General features: G+C 71.2%; 17 protein-coding genes. 6 read left to right on the top strand and 11 right to left on the bottom strand.

All coding sequences use genetic code 11. The features are described from left to right. Positions 1–8: 8 nt before the first annotated feature. Positions 9–716, bottom strand: a complete 708-nt coding sequence (locus AC0AIB_RS02505; protein WP_328341998.1) for a TetR/AcrR family transcriptional regulator — start codon at positions 714–716, stop codon at positions 9–11. A 114-nt stretch (positions 717–830) separates the two neighbouring features. Here AC0AIB_RS02505 and AC0AIB_RS02500 point away from each other — a divergent pair, with 114 nt between their 5' ends. The 4 genes from AC0AIB_RS02500 (at position 831) to AC0AIB_RS02485 (ending at position 5,078) form a co-directional block, all read left to right on the top strand. After that, entirely contained in the window at positions 831–1,811 is a 981-nt protein-coding gene (locus AC0AIB_RS02500; RefSeq protein WP_465095906.1) for an NAD(P)-dependent alcohol dehydrogenase, read from the top strand. A 211-nt stretch (positions 1,812–2,022) separates the two neighbouring features. Next, on the top strand, positions 2,023–3,417 hold the full coding sequence (locus AC0AIB_RS02495) for a carbohydrate-binding domain-containing protein (RefSeq protein ID WP_328341994.1): 1,395 nt from the start codon (positions 2,023–2,025) through the stop codon (positions 3,415–3,417). Positions 3,418–3,627: 210 nt separating this feature from the next. Then, on the top strand, positions 3,628–4,221 hold the full coding sequence (locus AC0AIB_RS02490) for a DUF4956 domain-containing protein (RefSeq protein ID WP_328341992.1): 594 nt from the start codon (positions 3,628–3,630) through the stop codon (positions 4,219–4,221). After that, a complete protein-coding gene (locus tag AC0AIB_RS02485; protein WP_328341990.1) occupies positions 4,218–5,078 on the top strand; it encodes a polyphosphate polymerase domain-containing protein in 861 nt (286 codons plus the stop codon). The genes AC0AIB_RS02490 and AC0AIB_RS02485 overlap by 4 nt, the downstream gene beginning before the upstream one ends. Before the next feature lie 102 nt (positions 5,079–5,180). On the opposite strand, the gene AC0AIB_RS02480 is transcribed toward AC0AIB_RS02485, so the two are convergent. From AC0AIB_RS02480 to AC0AIB_RS02455, 6 genes are all read right to left on the bottom strand, one after another. Beyond that, positions 5,181–5,750: a DUF3455 domain-containing protein gene (locus AC0AIB_RS02480; protein WP_328341988.1), complete on the bottom strand. Its 570-nt coding sequence runs from the start codon at positions 5,748–5,750 to the stop codon at positions 5,181–5,183. A 220-nt stretch (positions 5,751–5,970) separates the two neighbouring features. Continuing rightward, positions 5,971–7,335 carry a poly(ethylene terephthalate) hydrolase family protein gene (locus AC0AIB_RS02475; RefSeq protein ID WP_442930857.1) on the bottom strand — a complete coding sequence of 455 codons (1,365 nt, stop codon included), beginning with the start codon at positions 7,333–7,335 and terminating at the stop codon, positions 5,971–5,973. Positions 7,336–7,387: 52 nt separating this feature from the next. Continuing rightward, positions 7,388–8,506, bottom strand: a complete 1,119-nt coding sequence (locus tag AC0AIB_RS02470) for a ricin-type beta-trefoil lectin domain protein (protein WP_328341984.1) — start codon at positions 8,504–8,506, stop codon at positions 7,388–7,390. A 416-nt stretch (positions 8,507–8,922) separates the two neighbouring features. Continuing rightward, complete coding sequence (locus AC0AIB_RS02465) at positions 8,923–10,296, bottom strand: extracellular catalytic domain type 1 short-chain-length polyhydroxyalkanoate depolymerase (protein ID WP_442930600.1); 1,374 nt, start codon at positions 10,294–10,296, stop codon at positions 8,923–8,925. A gap of 127 nt (positions 10,297–10,423) precedes the next feature. Next, positions 10,424–12,154, bottom strand: a complete 1,731-nt coding sequence (locus AC0AIB_RS02460) for a PQQ-dependent sugar dehydrogenase (RefSeq protein WP_328341982.1) — start codon at positions 12,152–12,154, stop codon at positions 10,424–10,426. Between the two features lie 31 nt (positions 12,155–12,185). Next, a complete protein-coding gene (locus AC0AIB_RS02455) occupies positions 12,186–13,268 on the bottom strand; it encodes an SMP-30/gluconolactonase/LRE family protein (protein WP_328341980.1) in 1,083 nt (360 codons plus the stop codon). A gap of 456 nt (positions 13,269–13,724) precedes the next feature. On the opposite strand from AC0AIB_RS02455, the gene AC0AIB_RS02450 reads away from it, so the two are divergent. Next, positions 13,725–14,549 carry an SAM-dependent methyltransferase gene (locus AC0AIB_RS02450; protein ID WP_328341978.1) on the top strand — a complete coding sequence of 275 codons (825 nt, stop codon included), beginning with the start codon at positions 13,725–13,727 and terminating at the stop codon, positions 14,547–14,549. A gap of 226 nt (positions 14,550–14,775) precedes the next feature. On the opposite strand, the gene AC0AIB_RS02445 is transcribed toward AC0AIB_RS02450, so the two are convergent. Next, entirely contained in the window at positions 14,776–15,561 is a 786-nt protein-coding gene (locus AC0AIB_RS02445; RefSeq protein ID WP_465095905.1) for a class I SAM-dependent methyltransferase, read from the bottom strand. A 47-nt stretch (positions 15,562–15,608) separates the two neighbouring features. On the opposite strand from AC0AIB_RS02445, the gene AC0AIB_RS02440 reads away from it, so the two are divergent. After that, positions 15,609–16,199 carry a helix-turn-helix domain-containing protein gene (locus AC0AIB_RS02440; protein ID WP_328341974.1) on the top strand — a complete coding sequence of 197 codons (591 nt, stop codon included), beginning with the start codon at positions 15,609–15,611 and terminating at the stop codon, positions 16,197–16,199. On the opposite strand, the gene AC0AIB_RS02435 is transcribed toward AC0AIB_RS02440, so the two are convergent. The 3 genes from AC0AIB_RS02435 to surE form a co-directional block, all read right to left on the bottom strand. Then, complete coding sequence (locus tag AC0AIB_RS02435) at positions 16,189–16,335, bottom strand: hypothetical protein (RefSeq protein ID WP_328341972.1); 147 nt, start codon at positions 16,333–16,335, stop codon at positions 16,189–16,191. The two genes, AC0AIB_RS02440 and AC0AIB_RS02435, sit on opposite strands and share 11 nt — an antisense overlap. A gap of 168 nt (positions 16,336–16,503) precedes the next feature. Beyond that, positions 16,504–17,286 (bottom strand): hypothetical protein, encoded by a 783-nt coding sequence (locus AC0AIB_RS02430; protein WP_465095904.1) that lies wholly within the window; start codon positions 17,284–17,286, stop codon positions 16,504–16,506. 505 nt (positions 17,287–17,791) lie between these two features. Next, positions 17,792–18,730 carry a 5'/3'-nucleotidase SurE gene (gene surE / locus AC0AIB_RS02425; RefSeq protein WP_328341968.1) on the bottom strand — a complete coding sequence of 313 codons (939 nt, stop codon included), beginning with the start codon at positions 18,728–18,730 and terminating at the stop codon, positions 17,792–17,794. Positions 18,731–18,870: the final 140 nt, after the last annotated feature.

Below are 18,870 nucleotides of genomic sequence, written 5' to 3'. Positions count from 1 at the left end.
CCGGCGGATCAGCGTGCCGACGTCCAGCCCTGCCGGCGTAGCCGTTCGATGCCGTCCAGCAGCAGGTCCAGCGCGAACTCGAACTCGAACTGGTCGTCGCAGCCCTGTCCCACGACGGACCCGTCGTCGTGGGACGCCGCCAGGGCGATCTCCGCGACGTGGGGAAACCGGGCCGCGACCTCCGGCGGTAGGGGCGCCGGAGGTTCCGGGTCGGTCGGACCGGACCGACCCGCTTGCCGGGAGGCGTCGAACAACTCCTGGCTGAAACCCAGGATCCGGCTGCCCATCGCGTGCATGACGTGGTGGGTGAGGTCGACCGAGAGCCCGCCGGCCCGCAGCGTCCCGATCATCGAGTCGAGGTAGGCGAGGACGGCAGGCGTCGCCATGTTCCGCGACTCGATCGCGAGCGGCGCCCAGGGGTGACGCCGGAGCACCCGCCGCGCCGACAGGACGCGTCGGCGGATCGCCCGCTTCCAGTCGACGTCCGGCACCAGCGGGTCGATCTCGTCGATTATCACGTCGACCATGCCGTCGAGCAGTTCGTCCTTGTTCGCCACGTGCTTGTAGAGGGCCATCGGCACGACGCCCAGATCCTGCGCGAGGTTGCGCATGCTGAGCGACTCGATCCCGGCCCCGTCGGCGAGCGCCACGGCGGCGCGCAGCACCCGGTCCCTGCTCAGGGGCGTCCGGCGCAGCGTCTCAGCCTGCTCAACCATCTCGGTTCCCGTCCTCGGTCGGCGGAGAGACCATATCCGCATTGACAGGTGTACGCCGTACACCTACCGTGATGAGCGTTAGGTGTACGGCGTACACTAGCGAGGAGGGGATGGATGAAGGCGATCGTCCAGGATCGATACGGGTCACCGGAGACGTTGTCGCTGGCGGACGTCGACGTGCCGGTGCCCGCCGCAGACGAGGTGCTGGTGCGGGTCGAGGCCGCGGCAGTCAACGCGTACGACTGGCATGTGATGCGGGGCGATCCCCGGATGGCGCGGTTGGCCCTGGGCGTGACGCGGCCCCGGGCGCGCGTCCGCGGCCGCGACTTCGCCGGTCGGGTCGAGGCCGTCGGCGTCGACGTGCGACAGCTACGTCCGGGCGACCACGTGTTCGGTGACCTCGGGGACGCAAACGGGGCGTTCGCCGAGTACGTGTGCGCCCCGGTGACCCGGGTCGCACCGAGGCCGGCGAACCTGACGTCGCAGCAGGCCGCCGCCCTGCCGCTGGCCGGCTGCACCGCACTGGCGGGACTGCGCGACGCCGGGCGGGTCGGGCCCGGCCACCGGGTGCTCGTCAACGGCGCCGCCGGTGGCGTCGGCACCCTCGCCGTCCAGCTCGCCACGGCGCTCGGCGCGACCGTGACCGGGGTCTGCAGCAGCCGAAACGTCGACCTGGTCCGCTCGCTCGGCGCCGACCGGGTCGTCGACTACACCCGGGCGGACTTCAGCCACGGCCCCCGCCACGACGTCGTGTTCGACCTGGTCGGCAACCGCTCCCTCACCGCGCTCCGGCGGGCCCTGACCCCCACCGGGACGCTGGTGCTCTCCGGTGGGGGCGGCTACCACGGCGGCAGCCTCCTCGGGCCCGTCCGGCTTCTCCTGCGGGGGCGGCTGCTGGCGCCCTTCGTCCGGCAGCGCATCGTCGTCCCCACCGCGACCCCCGACCGGGAACAGCTCGACACACTCCGCCACCACGCCGAGGCCGGCCACCTCACCCCGGTCGTCGACCGGACCTATCCGCTCCACGAGGCGCCCCTGGCCATCGGCCATCTCGAAGGTGGACACGCCCGCGCGAAGGTGGTCATCGTCATCTGAGCCGCCCCGACCCACCCCTTCATGACATTGCTGTGAATAGGCTGTCATCCATATATATACGCCGGATTCTGCGCCTCAAGAGCTATCGGAGCGATCGGCCTTTCATTTACGATCCTCGATGTTGAGCCTCGTTCACCTTCCGTTCACCCTGGCGGAAGCCCGCGTTCGAGGCACCCATCGGCCACCGCCCCCACCGAGGAGCAGGACCACCATGAAAGCCACCGCACGCCGCACCACCGCCCTGGCCGGACTCACGGCAGCCCTGCTGGCCGGCCCGCTCGCCGTCGCGGCCGTCGCCGCCGCAGCGACCGCCACGATCACCCTCAACGGCACCGGCGCAAGCGTCTCCGGCAGCAACGTCACCGTCGCCGGCAGCGCCGTCACCATCACCGCCCCCGGCTCGTACGAGATCAGGGGCACGTTGAACAACGGCTACGTCAGGGTGGACTCCGCCGTCACCGGCACCGTGGAACTCGTCCTCGCGGGCGCGTCGATCACCAACTCGACCTCCTCGCCGTTGTACGTGACCAGGGCCAGCGCGGTCACCGTCACGCTCGCCGCCGGGACCAGCAACAACCTCACCGACGCGACGACGTACACCAACAGCGGCGAGCCGGACTCCGCACTGTTCAGCGCCGCCGACCTGACCATCGGCGGCACCGGCTCGTTGACCGTGCGCGCCAACCACGCCGACGGCATCGTCAGCAAGGACGACCTGGTGATCCAGTCCGGCACCATCACCGTCAACGCGGTGGACGACGCGATCCGGGGCAAGGACTCGCTCACCGTCAACGGCGGCACGATCAACGTGACCTCCTCCGGCGGCGACGGGCTCAAGTCCAACGACACCGAGGCCGGCAAGGGCGTCCTCACCATCACCAACGGCACGATCACGGCCTCCGTCGCCGACGACGCCATCAAGGGCGAGAACGTGCTGGACATCTCCGGCGGCACCATCAACGTCACCCGGTCCTACGAGGCGCTGGAGGGGCTCCAGACCACCATCAGCGGCGGCAACATCACCGTCGTGGCAAGCGACGACGCGGTCAACGCCGCGGAGGAGGGCCTCGGTGAGATGGAGCCCTCCGCGATCGCGTTCATCAAGGTCACCGGGGGCACGGTGGTGGCCACCGGTGGCACCGACGGCTTCGACTCCAACGGATCGCTCACCTTCGCCGGGGGCACCGTGGTGGCCCGGGGCTCCAGCACCAGGGGCGGTGGCGAGGGTGCCATCGACGCCGACGGACCGATCGCCTTCACCGGCGGCACGGTGGTGGGCGCCGCGCTGACCTCGTTGGCGGTCTTCCGGGCGGTGCCGAACACCGGTCAGGGCTGGGTGGCCCCCCGGTTCAACGCCAACCTGGCCGCCAACACCATCGTGCACGTCGTGTCCGGTAGCACGGTGCTGGCCTCGTACCGGACCTCGGCCACCGTCCGGGAGGTCGTCTTCTCGTCCAACCGGATCACCAACGGTCAGCGGTACGACATCTACACCGGTGGCAGCGTGAGCGGCACCAACGTCGGCGGCCTGTACACCGGCGGCAGCATCACCGGCGCCACCCGGGTGCTGACCGGCGTCACCGCCGGCAAGTACGGGCGGTTCTGAGTCGTCGGGCTCGCCGGTCAGGGTCCGATCGGCCCTGACCGGCACCCCGGACGACGGTGGCCCCCCTCGTTCCCCCGGCTCCCGGCCCACAGGGCCTCCGCATCCGACGGCCCGGTCGGGTGCTCACCAATCTTTCACTCATCGATCTGCTGCCCATCCGTCGGACGCCGGGGACCGGGAAGACGGCGGGCGGAGACCCGAAGGAGAAATATGTCGCGCATGGTCCTGGCCGGAGTGGACCTGGTCGCCGTGGTCCTGCTCGTCTTCGCGCTGTACTTCCCACGCCACCGGCGGCGGGACCTGGTGGTGGCCTACCTCGGCGTCAACGTCGGCGTGTTCGCCGTAGCCAGCTCGCTCAGCAGCAGCACCGTCGGCGCCGGCCTCGGGCTGGGGCTGTTCGGGGTGCTGTCGATCATCCGGCTCCGCTCCACCGAACTCGACCAGCACGAGGTGGCGTACTACTTCTCGGCGCTCGCACTCGGCATCCTCGGCCCGCTCTCCGGCACCTCGGTCTGGATGGTCGGCGCGCTGACGGCGCTGATCCTCGCCGTGATGTACGTCGGGGACCACCCCAGGCTGCTGCGCCGGTACCGCCGGCACGTCATCGTGCTGGACAGCGCGGTCACCGACTCCGTCGCCCTCACCGCCCACCTGGAGCAACTGCTCGGCGCCCGGGTGCACAACGTCAACGTGGAGCGGATCGACCTGGTCAACGACACCACTGTCGTCGACGTCCGCTACTCGCGGCCGAGGGTCACCGCGGCCGGCGGGCGACGCCCGACCCAGACGGGTACGGCGCGATGACCCCCTTCGGCCCGTCCACCGCCGCACTGGCCCACCTCACGCCGATCGGGCTGGCGGAGCTGACCGAGCGCGCCGCCCTACAGACCCGGTTCGACCGCAAGTACCTGCTTCCGCTCGCCGAGATCCCCCACCTGATCGCCGGGCTCGACCGGACCGACCAGGTGCTGGAGATCGACGGCAGGCGGTCCTTCCGCTACGAGTCGATCTACTTCGACACCGCCGACCTGATCAGCTTCCGACTCACCGCCCGCCGACGTCGCCGCCGATTCAAGATCAGAACACGGACGTACCTCGACTCCGGTCTCTGCTGGTTGGAGGTGAAGACCGAGGGCACCCGCGGCGGCACGGTCAAGCAGCGGCTGCCCTACCGCCCCGACGACAGCCGCACCCTCACCCCCGGACGGTCGTTCGTCGACGGTGTGCTCACGGCCGTCGACACCGGGCCCGCCCTGACGTTCGCGCCGACTCTCACCACCGGCTACCTGCGCAGCACGCTCTATCTGCCCACGACCGGAAGCCGGGCGACCATCGACGTCGCACTGCACTGGGAGGACAGTCTCGGTCGTCGGCTGGCGCTGCCCGAGCTGGCGATCGTCGAGACGAAGACCGGCTCCACCGCCTCGCACGTCGACCGCCTGCTCTGGAGTCGGGGGCACCGCCCGGTGGCCATCTCCAAGTACGCGACCGGGCTGGCCGCCCTCGACCCCGAACTGCCCGCCGTCCGCTGGCGGCGCACCCTGAGGCGGCACTTCACGCCCGCCGGCAGCCCGCCTGCGGCGACGGCCACGACGGGCCACCGTCGCGACGGGATCTTGGACGACCGGGACGCCTCGACGATCCACGCGGGGCGTACGTGACCGGTTCGCCCCGGACCAGTGGCACCCGGTCCTCCTCCCCGTGGAACGGCGCGACGACGCGGTCCGTACGCCCCGGGCGAGGCGGTCCTGCGGCGCGCGACGCTACCGCTTCGCGGCCCAGAGGACGTAGACCGCGCCGTACGGCACAGCGGTCGTCGCACCGTCGACGCAGGAGCCGGTCGGGGCGACCCCGCCGGAGGTCAGCAGACGGTTGATGTAGGCGACGTCGTCGAGGATGCCGGTGCCGGAGTGGGTGTCCACCGTCAGCAGCAACTCGGGGATGCTGCCCCGACGCGGCCTCTCCGCTGTCTTCTTCGCCGTGACCAGGGAGCCGTCGCGCTCGGACTGCCAACTCGGGCCCTTGAAGTGGTGGATCCGGCCACCGGTGCCGATCAACTGGGCCTCCGGCACGGACGCGCCGGTGAACACGCCGCCGGCACACGTGTAGGTCTGCGTGCCACGGGTGACGACGTACGCGCCGACGAGGCGGGACCCCGCCGGTGGGGCGATGGCCGGGGCGATCCGCGGGACGTCGACCCGGCGGGCGTCGGGGGCCACGGCGACCGGCGCGGCCACCTCTGCGGCGGACGCCTGATGGGTCACCGCGCCGACCGCCGCCAGCACACCGGCCATGCCGGTCACCGCGAGAGCCCGGACCCGGGAGCGAGACATGCGGAGCATTCGATTCCTCCGTTCGGACGGGCGCAACCGCGCCCACGTCGTCCTACACGTGAGGAACGCCTTCCGCGATCAATGCGACACGGGATCTGACGATCGTTCGTCCCCGAGCCGACGTACGGGTCCGGTGGCGCCGCATCCGCGCGGCGAGGCCGCCCACCTCACGTCGAGCAGGTGGGCGGCCTCAGGTCAGGGGCCGGCGGACGGCCCTCGGTCAGGGGCTGGTGCAGGTCGGCGACGGGCTGGTCGGCGTGCCGGAGCCGAGGAAGCCGAACGTCGTCGAGGTGCCCGGGGCGAGCGCGCCGTTGTAGGTGGCGTTGCGTACGGTCGCGGTCGTGCCGCTGGTGCTCAGGGTGCCGTTCCAGACCTGGCTGACGCTCTGGCCGTTGCCCAGACTCCAGCGGACGGTCCACCCGTTGGTGGCGGCGGCGCCGGCGGTCACCGTGACCTCACCCTGGAAGCCGCCGGACCACGAGTTGACGGTGCGGTAGGTCGCGGTGCAGCCGGTACCGGCGGGCGGAGTGGTCGCCGGTGGAGTCGTGGCCGGCGGGGTGGTGGGTGGCGCAGTGGTGGTGGGTGGCGGGGTGGTGGTGGGTGGCGGGGTGGTCGTCGGCGGCGGGGTGGTGGTGGGCGGGGTGGTCGGCCCGCCCGGCGGCACCAGCGGGCAGGTGGAGCTGTACCGGGAGACGCCGGTGCTGTCCGCCAGCGGGCAGAGGAACTGGGTGTAGCGGGTGTCGTTGTCCAGGAAGATCTTGAGCCAGGGGATCAGGAGCCGCATTTCGGTCGGGTTCGACCTGGTGAACGACAGGTGGTCGTTGCCGGCCAACTCCGCCCAGGCGTGCTCCACACCGGCGGGCAGCGTGTTGTAGATGCCCTGCACGTAGGAGGGGGTGACGGTGCCGTCGTTCTGGCCCGACAGCAGCAGGGTGGGGACCTGGGTGGTGGACATGTTCAGGTTGTTGCCGGGCGTGCCGGGGGCGAGGCCGACCGCCGTCTTGAGCGACGACCGCCGCAGCGCCGCCAGGAGCGTCCCGGCCCCGCCCGCGGAGTGGCCCATCACGCCGAGCCGGTTGGCGTCCACCCGGGTGCGCACCGGGCTGGTCCGGGTCAGGTAGTCCAGCCCGGCCAGCAGTTGGGTGGCGCGGGCGTCGGCCCCGTCGGTACGGCTGTTGGTCTCGATCCCGAGCACCACGAACCCGAAGGACGCCAGCCAGGGGCCCATCCAGGCCTCCTCGTTGGCGAACAGGGCGGAGTAGCCGGGGACGATCGCCACCGCGCCCCAGGTGCCCAGGCTGGTGTCGGTCGGGTAGTAGACGTACCCGCCGTTGAAGCCGTTGCCCGCCGGCACGGTCGCCTGCGTCGTGGCGAACGGGCCCCGGGTGGCGGCCACGCTCGCCAGGGTCGGATCCGGACCCCGCTGGTACGGGCTGTCCGCGGCCGCCGCGTGCGGCGTCGTCGCGGACACCGCCAGGCCGAGGACCACCGCGAGCCCGGCCGTCAGCCACCTGGCGACACCGGACCGGCGGACGGACGGCGTACGGTGTGCGGTCCCCGGTGGCGGGGCTTGCGCTGTTGGCAGGTTCACTTCTCGCTTCTCCTTCGATCAGACAGGCCGGGGCCGGCCGGGTGAGCTACCGACGGCTCCACTGCTGGTTGGCCTGGCCGGTGCAGGTCCACAGGACGAGCTTCGTGCCGTTGCCGGTGCCCTGGTTGTAGGGGTCCAGGCAGAGGCCGGACTGCACGCCGGTGATGGTGCCGTTGGCGTTGACGGTCCACTGCTGGTTCGTGCCGCCGTGGCAGTCGTAGATGGTGACCTGGGTGCCCGGGGTGGTGCCGTAGCCCGCCGCGTCGAGGCACTTGTTGCCGTAGACGGTCAGCGCCCGGCCGGAGGTGTAGGTCCACTGCTGGTTGCTGCCGCCGTGGCAGTCCCACAGTTGCACCTGGAGGCCGTTGGTGGTGGCGGAGCCGGGCACGTCGACGCACCGACCCGACGGGGTGCCCACGATCGCGGTGGTCTGGCCGCTGCCGTTGCCGCTGCCCGGGTTGCCGATGCTGCCCGGCACCGACTGCAACGCGCTGTACCAGCGGGCGGCCATCTTGTCGTAGCCGCCGGCGGTGGGGTGGATGCCGTCGATCAGGTCGCCGGTGGTCAGGGCGCTCTGCATGTCGACCAGGTGCACCCGCTTGCCGGCGTTCACCTTGCTCTGCACGATGCCCGGGATCGCCGCGTTGAAGGTACGCGCGGCCGCCGCCTGGTTGCTGTTGGAGAGCGTGATGATCTGCGCGACGAACACCTCCGCGGTGGGTGCGGTGGTGGTGATCCGGTCGATCAGGGTGGAGAGCCGGTTCGGCGCGGTGCTCACGTTGTAGTTCTGGAGGATGTCGTTGGTGCCGATGTGCAGCAGGACGGTCTGCGGCCGTTGGGTGTTCAGCCAGCCGACGATGTTCGCGTCGATCTGGTCGATGCGCCAGCCGGGATGCCCCTGGTGGTCGTGGTCACCCAGGCTGGCCGGCCCGTTGAACTGCGAGCCGACGAAGTCCACCGTGTAGCGGCCGCCGGCCAGGCGCTGCCAGAGGCCGATGCGGTAGCCGCCCGGCACCTGGGTGCCCTCGGTGATGGAGTCACCGAGCGGCATCACCCGCGTGCCGCCGTTGGACTCCGCCTGTGCCGGGCCGGCCGGTGTCACGACTCCGGCGACCATGACACCGAGCGCGGCGAGCGCCGCGAGCCATCTTGTCCTCGTTCGCATGGATCTCTCCCTGGATCGGTGGAGCTGGCCGAGGACGAGGGCCGGTCGGCCGGTCGCCATGGTGGGCTGGCGACACGTCCGGGAGGGTGGGTCGACCGGGGGCGGCGGCCACCGGCTGCCGGCTCCGGCCGGACCACGCCGACAGCCGCATCGGCATGGTGGCGCTGCCTCGGCACTGGGACGGTTTGTGAGCGTTAACAGTGACTATTGTAAATTCTTTGTGACGGTCCGGTCCACCTCGCCCCGGATCCGCCCCCGGTCAGCGCGCCCGTTTCGCCAGCCGACCGCCCGCGAACGTGCGCCCTCGTCCCCCGTCGTCCCGGGGCGACGGTCCGCCGTGCTCCGCCGCGGCGGTTCCGGGTGCGTCCCCCGCCGGCTCTGGTGGGGGACGCACCCGTGGTCCCGGGCAGGGTGGCTCAGCTCCGCAGCGCCCACCGCTGGTTGGCCTGACCGTTGCACGTCCAGAGGATCAGCTTCGTGCCGTTGCCGGTGCCGGCCGCATTGGCGTCCAGGCACAACCCGGACTGCGCGTTGGTGATGGTGCCGTTGGTGTTGACGTTCCACTGCTGGTTGGTGCCGCCGTGGCAGTCCCAGATGATCACCTGGGTGCCGTTGCCGGTGCCCGACCCGCTGGCGTCCAGGCACTTGCTGCCGTAGACCGTGAGCTGTCGTCCCGAGGTGCGGGTCCACCGCTGCCCGACGGTGCCGGCACAGTCCCACAGCTGCGTCTGGACGCCGTTGGTGGTGCTGGCGTTCGGCACCTCCAGGCAGCGGCCCGACTGCTCCCCCACGATGCTGACCCCGGCCGTCGGCGTGGTCGGCGTGGGGGTGGGGGTGGTGGACGTGGTCGGTGTGGGGGTCGGGGTGGTGCCGGTGCCGTCGAGGCCGAGAAAGGCGATGGCGTACGCGATCTGACCGGCCTGCGGCAGCTCGTGCCCCACCCCGCTGATGCTGATCCCCTCAACCGTCGCCCGGGTGCCGGTGTCGCCGTACCGGGTCCTGGTCCAGTTCGACTGCGGGCGGTCGGTGGAGGCCGGGGTCTGGCTCAGCCCGGTCAGGTTGGTCCACTGCTTGATCTCTTCACCGAAGTTCACGTACGACAGGGTGGTGTCGGTCGTCCCGTGCAGAAACTGCATCCGGGGGTACCGGCCGGTGTAGCCGGGATACATCCCCCGGGCGGCGTCGCCCCACTGCTGGGCGGTCTTGGTGAGCTGACCGCCGGCACACTGGCCGTTCCAGGTGTTGCTGCTGCTGCCGGTGGCGAAACAGGTGGCGGGCACCCCGCTGAACGACGAGCCGGCGGCGAACACGTCCGGGTACTGCGCCGCCATCACGTTGGTCATCATCGCGCCGGAGGAGAACCCGCTGACGAACACCCGGTTCGGGTCGACGTTCTGCCGCTGCTTGGCGTAGTTGACCATCGAGATGATGCCGTCGGAGTCGCTGCCGCCGCCGCGCCGCAGCCCCTGCGGCGAGTACACGTCGAAGCACTTGCTGCTCCGGGTGACCTCCGGCAGCACGATCACGTAGCCGTACCGGTCGGCGGCGGTGACGTAGTCGCGTCCGTTGCCGTTGAAGATCGCCGGCCCGGACCCGCCGCAGTAGTGGATCAGCACCAGCAACGCCGGCCTCGGCCCGACGTTGTCGGGAACGTAGAGGTACATGTTGAGGCCGCTGGGGTTGTTGCCGAAGTTGGTGACCTGGGTCAGCGATGCCGCCGCGGCCGGTTGTGCCGTCATCAGCACGGTCATCGCCAGCAGCGGCACGACCGCGCTGACGACGGCCGTCACCGCCCTGAGTAGACGTCTCACGGGCAGGGTCTCCGATCTAGGGGGACGGGGGTGCGGTGCGGTCACCGACCGGTTGGTCGGCGCCCGCACCGCAGGTGGTGGTGTGCCGGTACGCCTCGGCCCGGGGCTACCTGCCGAGGGTCACCTTGAGAATCCGCTCGTTGCTGTTGTTCGGGACGCTGTCCTTGTCGCCCCCGGTGCTCGTGGTCAGCCACAGGTTCCCGTCGAGGGTCGGCTCGACGGTCCGCAGCCGGCTGTACGTGCCGACGAAGTACTGCTGCACGTCGGTGAGCGTGTTACCGCTGATCACGGCCCGGTACATCCGGTTGCCCCGCAGGCAGGCGAGATAGACCACGTCCCGGACGATGGCCAGACCGCTGCACGAGCCGTCGGCGACCGGATAGGTGTGCACGGGCGCGAGGTAGTTCGGGTTGGCGCAGCTGCCCACGGTGCCCTCGCAGGCCGGCCAGCCGTAGTTGCCACCCCGGACGATGATGTTGGTCTCGTCCATCACGTTGTTGCCGAACTCCTGCTCGAAGAGCCGACCCCGGGAGTCGAACGCCAGCCCCTGCGGGTTGCGGTGGCCGTAGCTCCAGACCGCGTTGCCGAAGGGGTTGTCGGACGGCACGGTGCCGTCGGGGCGGATCCGGAGCACCTTGCCGCCCAGGTCGTTGACGTCCTGGGCGCGGTCCGGGCTCTGCCCGTCACCGGTGGCGGCGTAGAGCATCCCGTCCGGGCCGAACCGCAGCCGCCCGCCGTTGTGGTACTTGTTGCGCGGGATGCCGGTCAGCAGCACCTGCACGGTGCCGGTCTGCAGGGTGCCCTCGTAGCGGATGCGGACGATCCGGTTGTCGGTCGTGGTGGTGTGGTAGATGTACAGCCACCGGTCGGTGGCGAAACTCGACGACACGGCCAGACCGAGCACCCCGCCCTCGCCGTTGGTGCCGGCGACGTTGGGCACCGTGCCGATGCTGCGCTTGTTGCTGCCGTCCGGGTTCATCGCGACCACGTCGAACAGGTCACGCCGGCCGTAGAGCACGGTGCCGTCGGGCAACTGCACCAGCCCCCACGGCAGGTCCCGCTCGGTGGTGACCACCGTGGTGCCGCAGACCGCGCTGGTACAGCCCGACCCGGTACGTACGGTCACCGCGCTGCTCGCCGCCGAGGCGTTGCCCTGCGCGTCCCGGGCGACCACCGTGTACCGGTATTCGGTGTCGGCGGTCAGCCCGGTGTCGGTGAACGAGGTCGCCGGCGGGTTGGTGGCCGTGCCGGTGACCGAGCCGACCGTCACCCCACCGCGCAGGACGTCGTACCGGGTGACCGCGACGTTGTCGGTGGCGGCCGTCCAGGTCAGCGTGACGTCGGTGCCGTTGGCGGTGGCCGCGAGGTTGGTCGGGGTGGTGGGCCGCTGGGTGTCGGACTGGCAGAACGGCGGCGTGACGGGGAGCGTGGCACTGGCCTGCGACACGTTGCCGGCGGCGTCCCGGGCGTTGACGTACCAGCCCCAGGTGACGCCCTGGGCGACGGTGAGCGTGGCGGTCAGCGTCCTGCCGGCGACCGAGGTGACCAGCTGGCCGTCGTGGTAGATGTCGTAGTACGCCACGCCGACGTCGTCCCGGGACGCCGACCAGGTGAGCGTGACGGACTGGCAGGTCAGCCTGCTGCTGCGCAGGTTGGTCGGCGGGGTGGGCGCCCGGGTGTCGGCGAGGGCCCGGCCGGCGGCAGCCGTGGTGGCCGTCGTTCCGGCCGGCGGCGTCGGCGGGCCCGCGGTGACCGGCGCGCTGGCCAGGACGGCACAGGCGCTGGTCAGCAGGGCAACGGTGACGAGATGGCCGGGATGACGAGGACCTTTTCGCACGCGATACGTCCCTTCCTGCGGAACATGGTGGTCAGTACGGGTAACCGGGCACGTTGAGCCGCACGCTGTACAGACCGGAGTCGTTGGTGCGGCCCGAGGTGACGTAGAGGGTCCGCCGGTCGGACCCGCCGAACGCCACGTTGGTGGTGCCCGAGGAGCCGGACCGGATCGTGCCGAGCTGGGTGCCCGTGGGCGAGTAGACGTGCACCAGGCCGTCGCCGCCGGAGGTCCAGTACACGTTTCCGGCGCAGTCGATCGTGCCGCCGTCCGGGCCGCCGACGTAGTTGACGAACACGCTGCGGGGCCCGGTGCTGCCGTCGGGCGCGACGGCGTACTTGTAGATCTTGTTCTCGCCGTAGGCGCCCACGTAGAGGGTGCTGCCGTCCGGGGAGAGCGCGATGCCGTTGGGCTGGCGCAGCGCGTCGTCGACAAGCGACACCTGGCCGCCCGAGACGCGGAAGACGCTGGTCCGCCCGCTCATCTGGTCGGGACGGTTGCCGCGCTGGAAGTTCGGGTCGGTGAAGTAGACGACGCCGTCCGAGCGGACCGCCACGTCGTTCGGCGAGTTGAACGCCCGGCCCTGGTAGTTTCCGGCGACGACGCCCCGGGCCAGGTTGTCGAGCCGGTACGTCGAGACGCTGCGCTGGTCGTGCGTGGCGGCGACGAGCTGCTGCCCGTCGGGGGTGAGTGCGAGCCCGTTGCTGCCCGCGTTGGCGATGAACGTGTCGAACGTGGCAGGCGGCGTGAAGCGCCGGATCGTCGACGGTTGGACGTTCTCCGACCCGGTGCCCGCGCCCATGTCGGAGAAGAGCAGGTAGCCCCGGTCAGCGATCCAGACGGGCCCTTCGAGGAACGAGAAACCGCCGCGGATCTTCGTGGCCACGACCGACGTCGAGGGCAACGGCGGGCCGTAACCGGTGCCGGTCGGGCAGACGCCGGGCGGTGCGCCGGGCGGCCCGGCCAGGGCGTCGACCGCCTGTTCGGCGCTGCTGTGACCGTTCACATGACCGGTCCGGCCAAGCGGCACGGACGAGGCGGCGGTGCCCGCCGGGACGGCGGCGGGCAGAGCGAGGAGGAGACTGGCCAGCGCGGTGGCGGCCGGGTGCAGGACCATCGAGAGCTCCGATCGGCGAGCGGGCCCGCCGTCGGCGGGTCGCGGGTGTTACGGCATTAATCTAACTGTATCGATGTAACCTGGGCAGCATAAATCAGGAAACACCGGTCCGCATGGGTTCCGACCCAACCGCTCCACCGCTCCACCCCGACCCCTCGACCCCGATCCTCGACACAAGCTCGTCGATGCCCCAGCTCACGGGTCGCCGCCCCGGGCACCGTCGGGACGTCGACTGTGGAGACGGTGAGGGCCGGGGAGCGGGCCAGCGGTCCTGGTTGGCACGCATCCCTGCCGAGTAGCCGACACCCGCGGAATCGACGTTGGGAGCGTGCTCATCTACCCTCAGGACACATCCGTCCCACTCTCGTGGGCGGCATCGGCTTGGCAGCCATGAGCGTCCTGGTCTCCCCGCCAATCTGCGACCGACCATGGCCCCCGTTCGGAGGGATCGAACCGTTGACGAGCGAGAAGGCGGCGCCGCCGGGCGTCGACACCACCCGACCCAGCATCGCCCGGGTGTACGACTACTATCTCGGCGGCAAGGACAACTTCGCGGTTGATCGACACGCCGCCGAGATGGCGATGCAGGTCACGCCGGACGGCCCCGAGGCTGGGCGGGCCTGCCGGGCCTTCCTCCGTCGATCGGTCCGTTACCTGGCCGCCGAGGCCGGCATCCGCCAGTTCCTCGACCTCGGCTCCGGGCTGCCGACCCGGGGCAACGTGCACGAGATCGCCCACCAGGTCGACCCGGACGCCCGGGTGGTCTACGTGGACAACGACCCGATGGCCCTCGCGCACGGCCGGGCCCTGCTCGCGGACGCCCGGACCACCACCGTGGTCGGGGCCGACGTCCGGCAGCCGGAGGAGTTGCTGGCGCACCTGCGCGAACACAAGCTGATCGACTTCGACCAGCCGGTCGGGCTGCTCCTCCTGGCGATCCTGCACCACCTCCACGACGACGACGATCCGACCGCCGTCGCCCGGCGGCTGATCGACGCCCTCCCCTCGGGGAGCTACCTGGCCATCTCGCACTTCTACGACCCGGGTGCGGCCCAGCCGGAGTTGTCCGAGAAGGCGCGGGCGGTGGAGAAGGTCTTCAACGAGACCCTCGGCACCGGTCGCTGGCGTACCCGTGACGAGATCCTGGGCTTCTTCGGCGACCTGGAGCTGCTGCCGCCCGGGTTGGTCCCGCTGGCCGAGTGGCACCCGGACGGCGAGGAGGACACCAGGCAGACCGCCACCTACCACACCATCGTCGGCGGGGTGGCCCGCAAAGCCTGAGCACCGGCGAGGCCGGCGGCAGGGTTAGGAGCCAGTCCGGCTCGCCGCCGGCTACCGCCTACCGGTGCCTCAGGAGGTGGTCCGCCCCCGCAGAGCACGCACGCCCTCGTCGACCTGCTCGACCGGTTGGTGCGACCGGGTCGGACCGGAAGCTGACCGGCATCGCGGCGACCTCGACAACAACGGCCGGTCCCCGGCGGCGGCACGGCCGTCGCAGGTCGGTTGGTCAGCGGCGGCCCAGCCAGACCGTCCGCTCGGTGCGGACGCTCAGGTCGGCCCGGTCCGACAGGCCCGCGACGATCCGCTCCAGGCTGTCGACTTCGACGGCGGAGAGCCGCCCCTCCAAGCCGTGGCGCATCCGGCTCAGCGACACCTGCGCGTAACGGACGGTGGCGGCGGGCAGCGGAGGGCGCAGGTCGATCTCGAAGTGCCGCTCGGTCACCGAGCTGAACCCGGCCTGCCTCATCCGGTCCCCCCAGTGTTCGTGCATGTGCAGACCCGCCTCGTGCCGACGCTTCGCCGCCTCGGCGTGACCACGCAGCTCCACCTCCTCGTCCGGCGTGCCGGCCAGGAAGCGGGGGAACGAGTCCAGTTCGGCGATCACCAGCAACCCACCCGGCCGCAGCGCGCCGAACGCCGACGCGAGCGCGCCCGCCGGATCGGCCAGGTGGTGCATCGATGCGGCGGCCCAGATCACCTCGACCGGTCCGAGGTCGGGCCAGGGCTGGTCGAGGTCCGCTTCGACGGTACGGATCCGGTCGCGCAGCCCGGCGGCATCGGCCCGGGCGCGCAGGTGGGCGAGCATCTCCGGGGAGAGGTCGACCGCGGTGATCGTCGCACCGGGCAGTTGCCGGGCGAGGGCGAGGGAGGCGGTGCCGCTACCGGCGCCGAGGTCGACGACGTGAGGTCGCTCGGTGGCCTCGCGGCCGACCCATCCGATCACGTCGCGGAAGTAGTCGTGCAGGACCTCTGCGTCCAGGTCGAGCAGCTCGATCAGGGAGTCGTGTGCCATGGGCAGACGGTAGCCCCGTCATGCCTCTTGGGCATAGCATCTTGCTTATGAAGCAAGACAAGGATCTGGAGACCCTGGTACGCCAGCGGATCCGCAGCCTGCGGGTGGCGCGCGGCTGGTCGCTTGACGAGCTGGCCCACCGTTGCCTGATCAGCCCCTCCACGCTCAGTCGGATCGAGACCGGGCACCGACGGGTGGCGCTGGACCAGGTGGCCACCATCGCCCGGGTGCTGGGCATCACGCTCGACCGGTTGGTCGAGTCCGACACCGACGACGACGTGGTGATCCGTCCGCACTGCGACGAGGACCGCGGCGTCACCACCTGGCTGCTCTCCCGGGGCAGCAACCAGACGGTCGCCAAGATGCGGATCAGCCGGGAGGTGCCGGCGGACCTACGGGTGCACCCGGGCCGGGACTGGTTCACCGTGCTCTCCGGCACGATCGAGCTACGTCTCGGCGAGCGGACGATCCTCGTCGGCACGAACGAGGCGGCCGAGTTCTCCACCCTGGTCCCGCACGCCTTCGGCGCACACGACGGTCCGGCCGAGATCCTCTGCATCCTCGACCACGAGGGCGAGCGCAGCCACCTCGGCCCGCACCGCCCGGTCCCGGACCCACCGACGACGGCTAGCCGGTGATCACCGGCCAGGCGTAGGCCAGCAGGGCGCACGCCGCCCCGAGCAGGGCGAGCGAGAAACCACGGGTCGGGATGGGCAGCGCGGCGAGCACGAGCAGGATGACCGCGACGACATAGAGAAACGCCTGCGCCGACATGAGAGTCTCCTTCGGGGGTTGGCTGATGACGGTGCGATCTCTACCCCCGGCGACCCGGTCGGGAAACCCCTGCCCGCCCGGGCGCACCTGATCTACGGGCTCCGGGGCCCGACGGGCCCGGCCTCAGTCCGGTCAGGACGACGGTCCATCGTCCTGACCGGACCGGCGTCAGCAGCCGAGCCGCTTGGTGGACAGGGCGATGTCGTCGATCCAGAGGTCAAACTCGCCCGGCGTGGTGCCACCCTGGTAGAGCTGCCAGCCGATCTTCACGGTGTCGACCTTCGGCAGCACGAACGGGACGTCGTTGCCTCCGTGGGCCGTGGTGGAGGCGGTCAGTTCCGGGTTCGCCACGCCGTCGATCCACACCGCTACCTGGTTGTCCGTCGGGTCGAGTTTCCACTCGAAGCACTGCCAGGCGTCCTCGGTGACCGGGGCGGACTCCCGCCAGTTGGTCCAGTCGCCGGTCGGGCCGCCGTCGGCGCCCACCCCCCAGAAGGTCCCGGGGACCGTGGGCGCGTACTGGCCGCCGATCGGGCGGACGACCTCCGAACTGTCGGTGCCGGTGGCCTCCACCAGCGTGAAGTGCGCCCAGTCGGGAGCGGTGGGAATGGCATCGACGCGCAGCCGCATCCGGCCGTAGAAACGGTTGCCGGGCGCCGCGAAGTCGTCGACCCGCAGGAAGGCGCGTCCGTTGTCGACCGTGTGGATGTGCAGGACCTGGTTGCCGTGGCGGGCACGCTCCACGGTGAGGGTGCCGTTGCGGGTGTCGACACCCCAGTTCAACGTGCTGGGGCCACCCCGGGGCAGCCGTTCGAAGTCTTCACAGAAGAGCACGCCACGCGGGCAGGAGCGCGGGGCGGCACCGGTCGGACCGGCCGCACCGGCCGGGGCGCTGCCGGCCGTGGTGCCGAGGATCAGGGCGGCGGTGAACACCGCGAGGAAACTGCGCATGGTCGTCCTCCATGACATCGCGTTCCCACCGTTGGGTGGAAGCAGAACGGGCTCGGCGAGCGTCGGTCACTGCGGTGCCGGTCGGCGGGCGTCGACAGGTTCGCGTCGGGCACCTCCGGCCAGCAGCGGCCGAACGTCTCGGTGGTCGCGGAAAATGTGGCGGGGTCACGTACGGCGGGACAGACCGCCCGTCGTCGTGGACCGGCCCGGTGCCGCGGCGGCACGTACGCCGAAGCGGCGCGTTGCCGGCCTGCGCTGCTCCCGCGCTCGCCGTTCCCAGCGCGGTTGCCCCCGTGCCGCGGCGCTCTCAGCCATTCCAGCATGTCGATGCCTGCCCCGGCAACACCGGTGGTGACGAGGCCGGCGTCGACGCCCCGAGGGGCATCGACGCCGGCGCGATCGTCATCCTCAGCCCTGACCACCCCGCGCGCTACGCATCGTCCCGCCAGCCGTGGGGCGACCTGCCGTCGATCCGTCCGAGGACGGGAGGTGACGGCCAGGGGCGTCAGGGGGTGAGCCGCTCCAGGAAGTGCAGCCGGGTCGCACCGCGCGGGTTCGCGCTCAGGTCGGCGTCGATCGGGCTGATGCTGATCCTGCCGGCCTGGAGTGCGCTCCAGTCGCTGCCGGGAGCAGGCGTACCCGTCGGCCCACCGATCGACAGCGCGTACGTCCCGGGCTGGCCGGGCGCCCCCGTGGTGTTGGTGAACCCGAAGCGGAGGTAGCCGTTCCGGTCCACCCGGGTCAGGCTCGTCCCGGTGACCGCGGTGCCGCCGGGGTAGTTGATGTTCAGACCGAGACCCTCGGGAAGGAGGGCACCGCCCCGGGCGTTGCGGGCCAGCGCCGCCACCACGTCACCGGTGTACGCGGCGACCCGGTCCTTGAGCGCCAGGGACTGGTCGACGGTCTTGCCGTCGATGCTGACGGCGATGGCCGGAACGTCGTTCTCCAGGGCGGCGATCGCCGCGCCGACGGTCCCGGAGTGGTTGACGACGGAGGTGTAGTTCCCGCCGGGGTTGATCCCGGACACGACGAGGTCGGGCGGTCCGCTGCGGAACAGGGCGTCGAGACCGACGATCACCGCGTCGCTGGGGGTGCCGGTCACGGTCCACACCCGGGGTTCGGGGTTGGCGAGGTTCACCGTCGGATAGGTGATCAACGTGCCGGTGCCGCTCTGGTTGGTCGCCGGGGCGACGACCGTGACGTCGTGGCCGTCGGCGGCCAGGGCGTCGCGCAGTGCCACGATCAGCGGGGTGCTCGCTCCGCCCGGCCCGATCCAGCCGTCGTCGTTGGTGATCATGATGCGCAGCCGGCGGTGGTCGGGCTGGACCTGATGAACCGGCTGGCCGACGGGCTGGGCGACGGGTTTGGCCGCGGCGTCCAGGGACGGGACCAGAGCAAGGGCAAGGGCCAGGGCGATCGGCATGACGTGACGCGCTGTGCGCAAGGCAACTCCTCTTCGAGGCTCCGCCCCGGACCGCACACCGTCGTCTCGTGCCGCGAGGGCCTGACCCGACGGGGCAACAGGCGCGGATTCGTGGGGCATGCGTGACTGACCGTCGAGTGTAGACGATCGTGGTCGCCCCG

The sequence above is a fragment of the Micromonospora sp. DSM 43699 genome, assembly GCF_055517075.1.
This window is presented reverse-complemented; position numbering and strand designations above follow the sequence as displayed.

Excerpts from the sequence above, each read along its gene's own strand:
- AC0AIB_RS02505 (WP_328341998.1), bottom strand. The coding sequence starts at position 716 with ATGGTTGAGCAGGCTGAGACGCTGCGCCGGACGCCCCTGAGCAGGGAC.
- AC0AIB_RS02500 (WP_465095906.1), top strand. The coding sequence starts at position 831 with ATGAAGGCGATCGTCCAGGATCGATACGGGTCACCGGAGACGTTGTCG.
- AC0AIB_RS02495 (WP_328341994.1), top strand. The coding sequence starts at position 2,023 with ATGAAAGCCACCGCACGCCGCACCACCGCCCTGGCCGGACTCACGGCA.
- AC0AIB_RS02490 (WP_328341992.1), top strand. The coding sequence starts at position 3,628 with ATGTCGCGCATGGTCCTGGCCGGAGTGGACCTGGTCGCCGTGGTCCTG.
- AC0AIB_RS02485 (WP_328341990.1), top strand. The coding sequence starts at position 4,218 with ATGACCCCCTTCGGCCCGTCCACCGCCGCACTGGCCCACCTCACGCCG.
- AC0AIB_RS02480 (WP_328341988.1), bottom strand. The coding sequence starts at position 5,750 with ATGTCTCGCTCCCGGGTCCGGGCTCTCGCGGTGACCGGCATGGCCGGT.
- AC0AIB_RS02470 (WP_328341984.1), bottom strand. The coding sequence starts at position 8,506 with ATGCGAACGAGGACAAGATGGCTCGCGGCGCTCGCCGCGCTCGGTGTC.
- AC0AIB_RS02455 (WP_328341980.1), bottom strand. The coding sequence starts at position 13,268 with ATGGTCCTGCACCCGGCCGCCACCGCGCTGGCCAGTCTCCTCCTCGCT.
- AC0AIB_RS02445 (WP_465095905.1), bottom strand. The coding sequence starts at position 15,561 with ATGGCACACGACTCCCTGATCGAGCTGCTCGACCTGGACGCAGAGGTC.
- AC0AIB_RS02440 (WP_328341974.1), top strand. The coding sequence starts at position 15,609 with ATGAAGCAAGACAAGGATCTGGAGACCCTGGTACGCCAGCGGATCCGC.
- AC0AIB_RS02435 (WP_328341972.1), bottom strand. The coding sequence starts at position 16,335 with ATGTCGGCGCAGGCGTTTCTCTATGTCGTCGCGGTCATCCTGCTCGTG.
- AC0AIB_RS02430 (WP_465095904.1), bottom strand. The coding sequence starts at position 17,286 with ATGCGCAGTTTCCTCGCGGTGTTCACCGCCGCCCTGATCCTCGGCACC.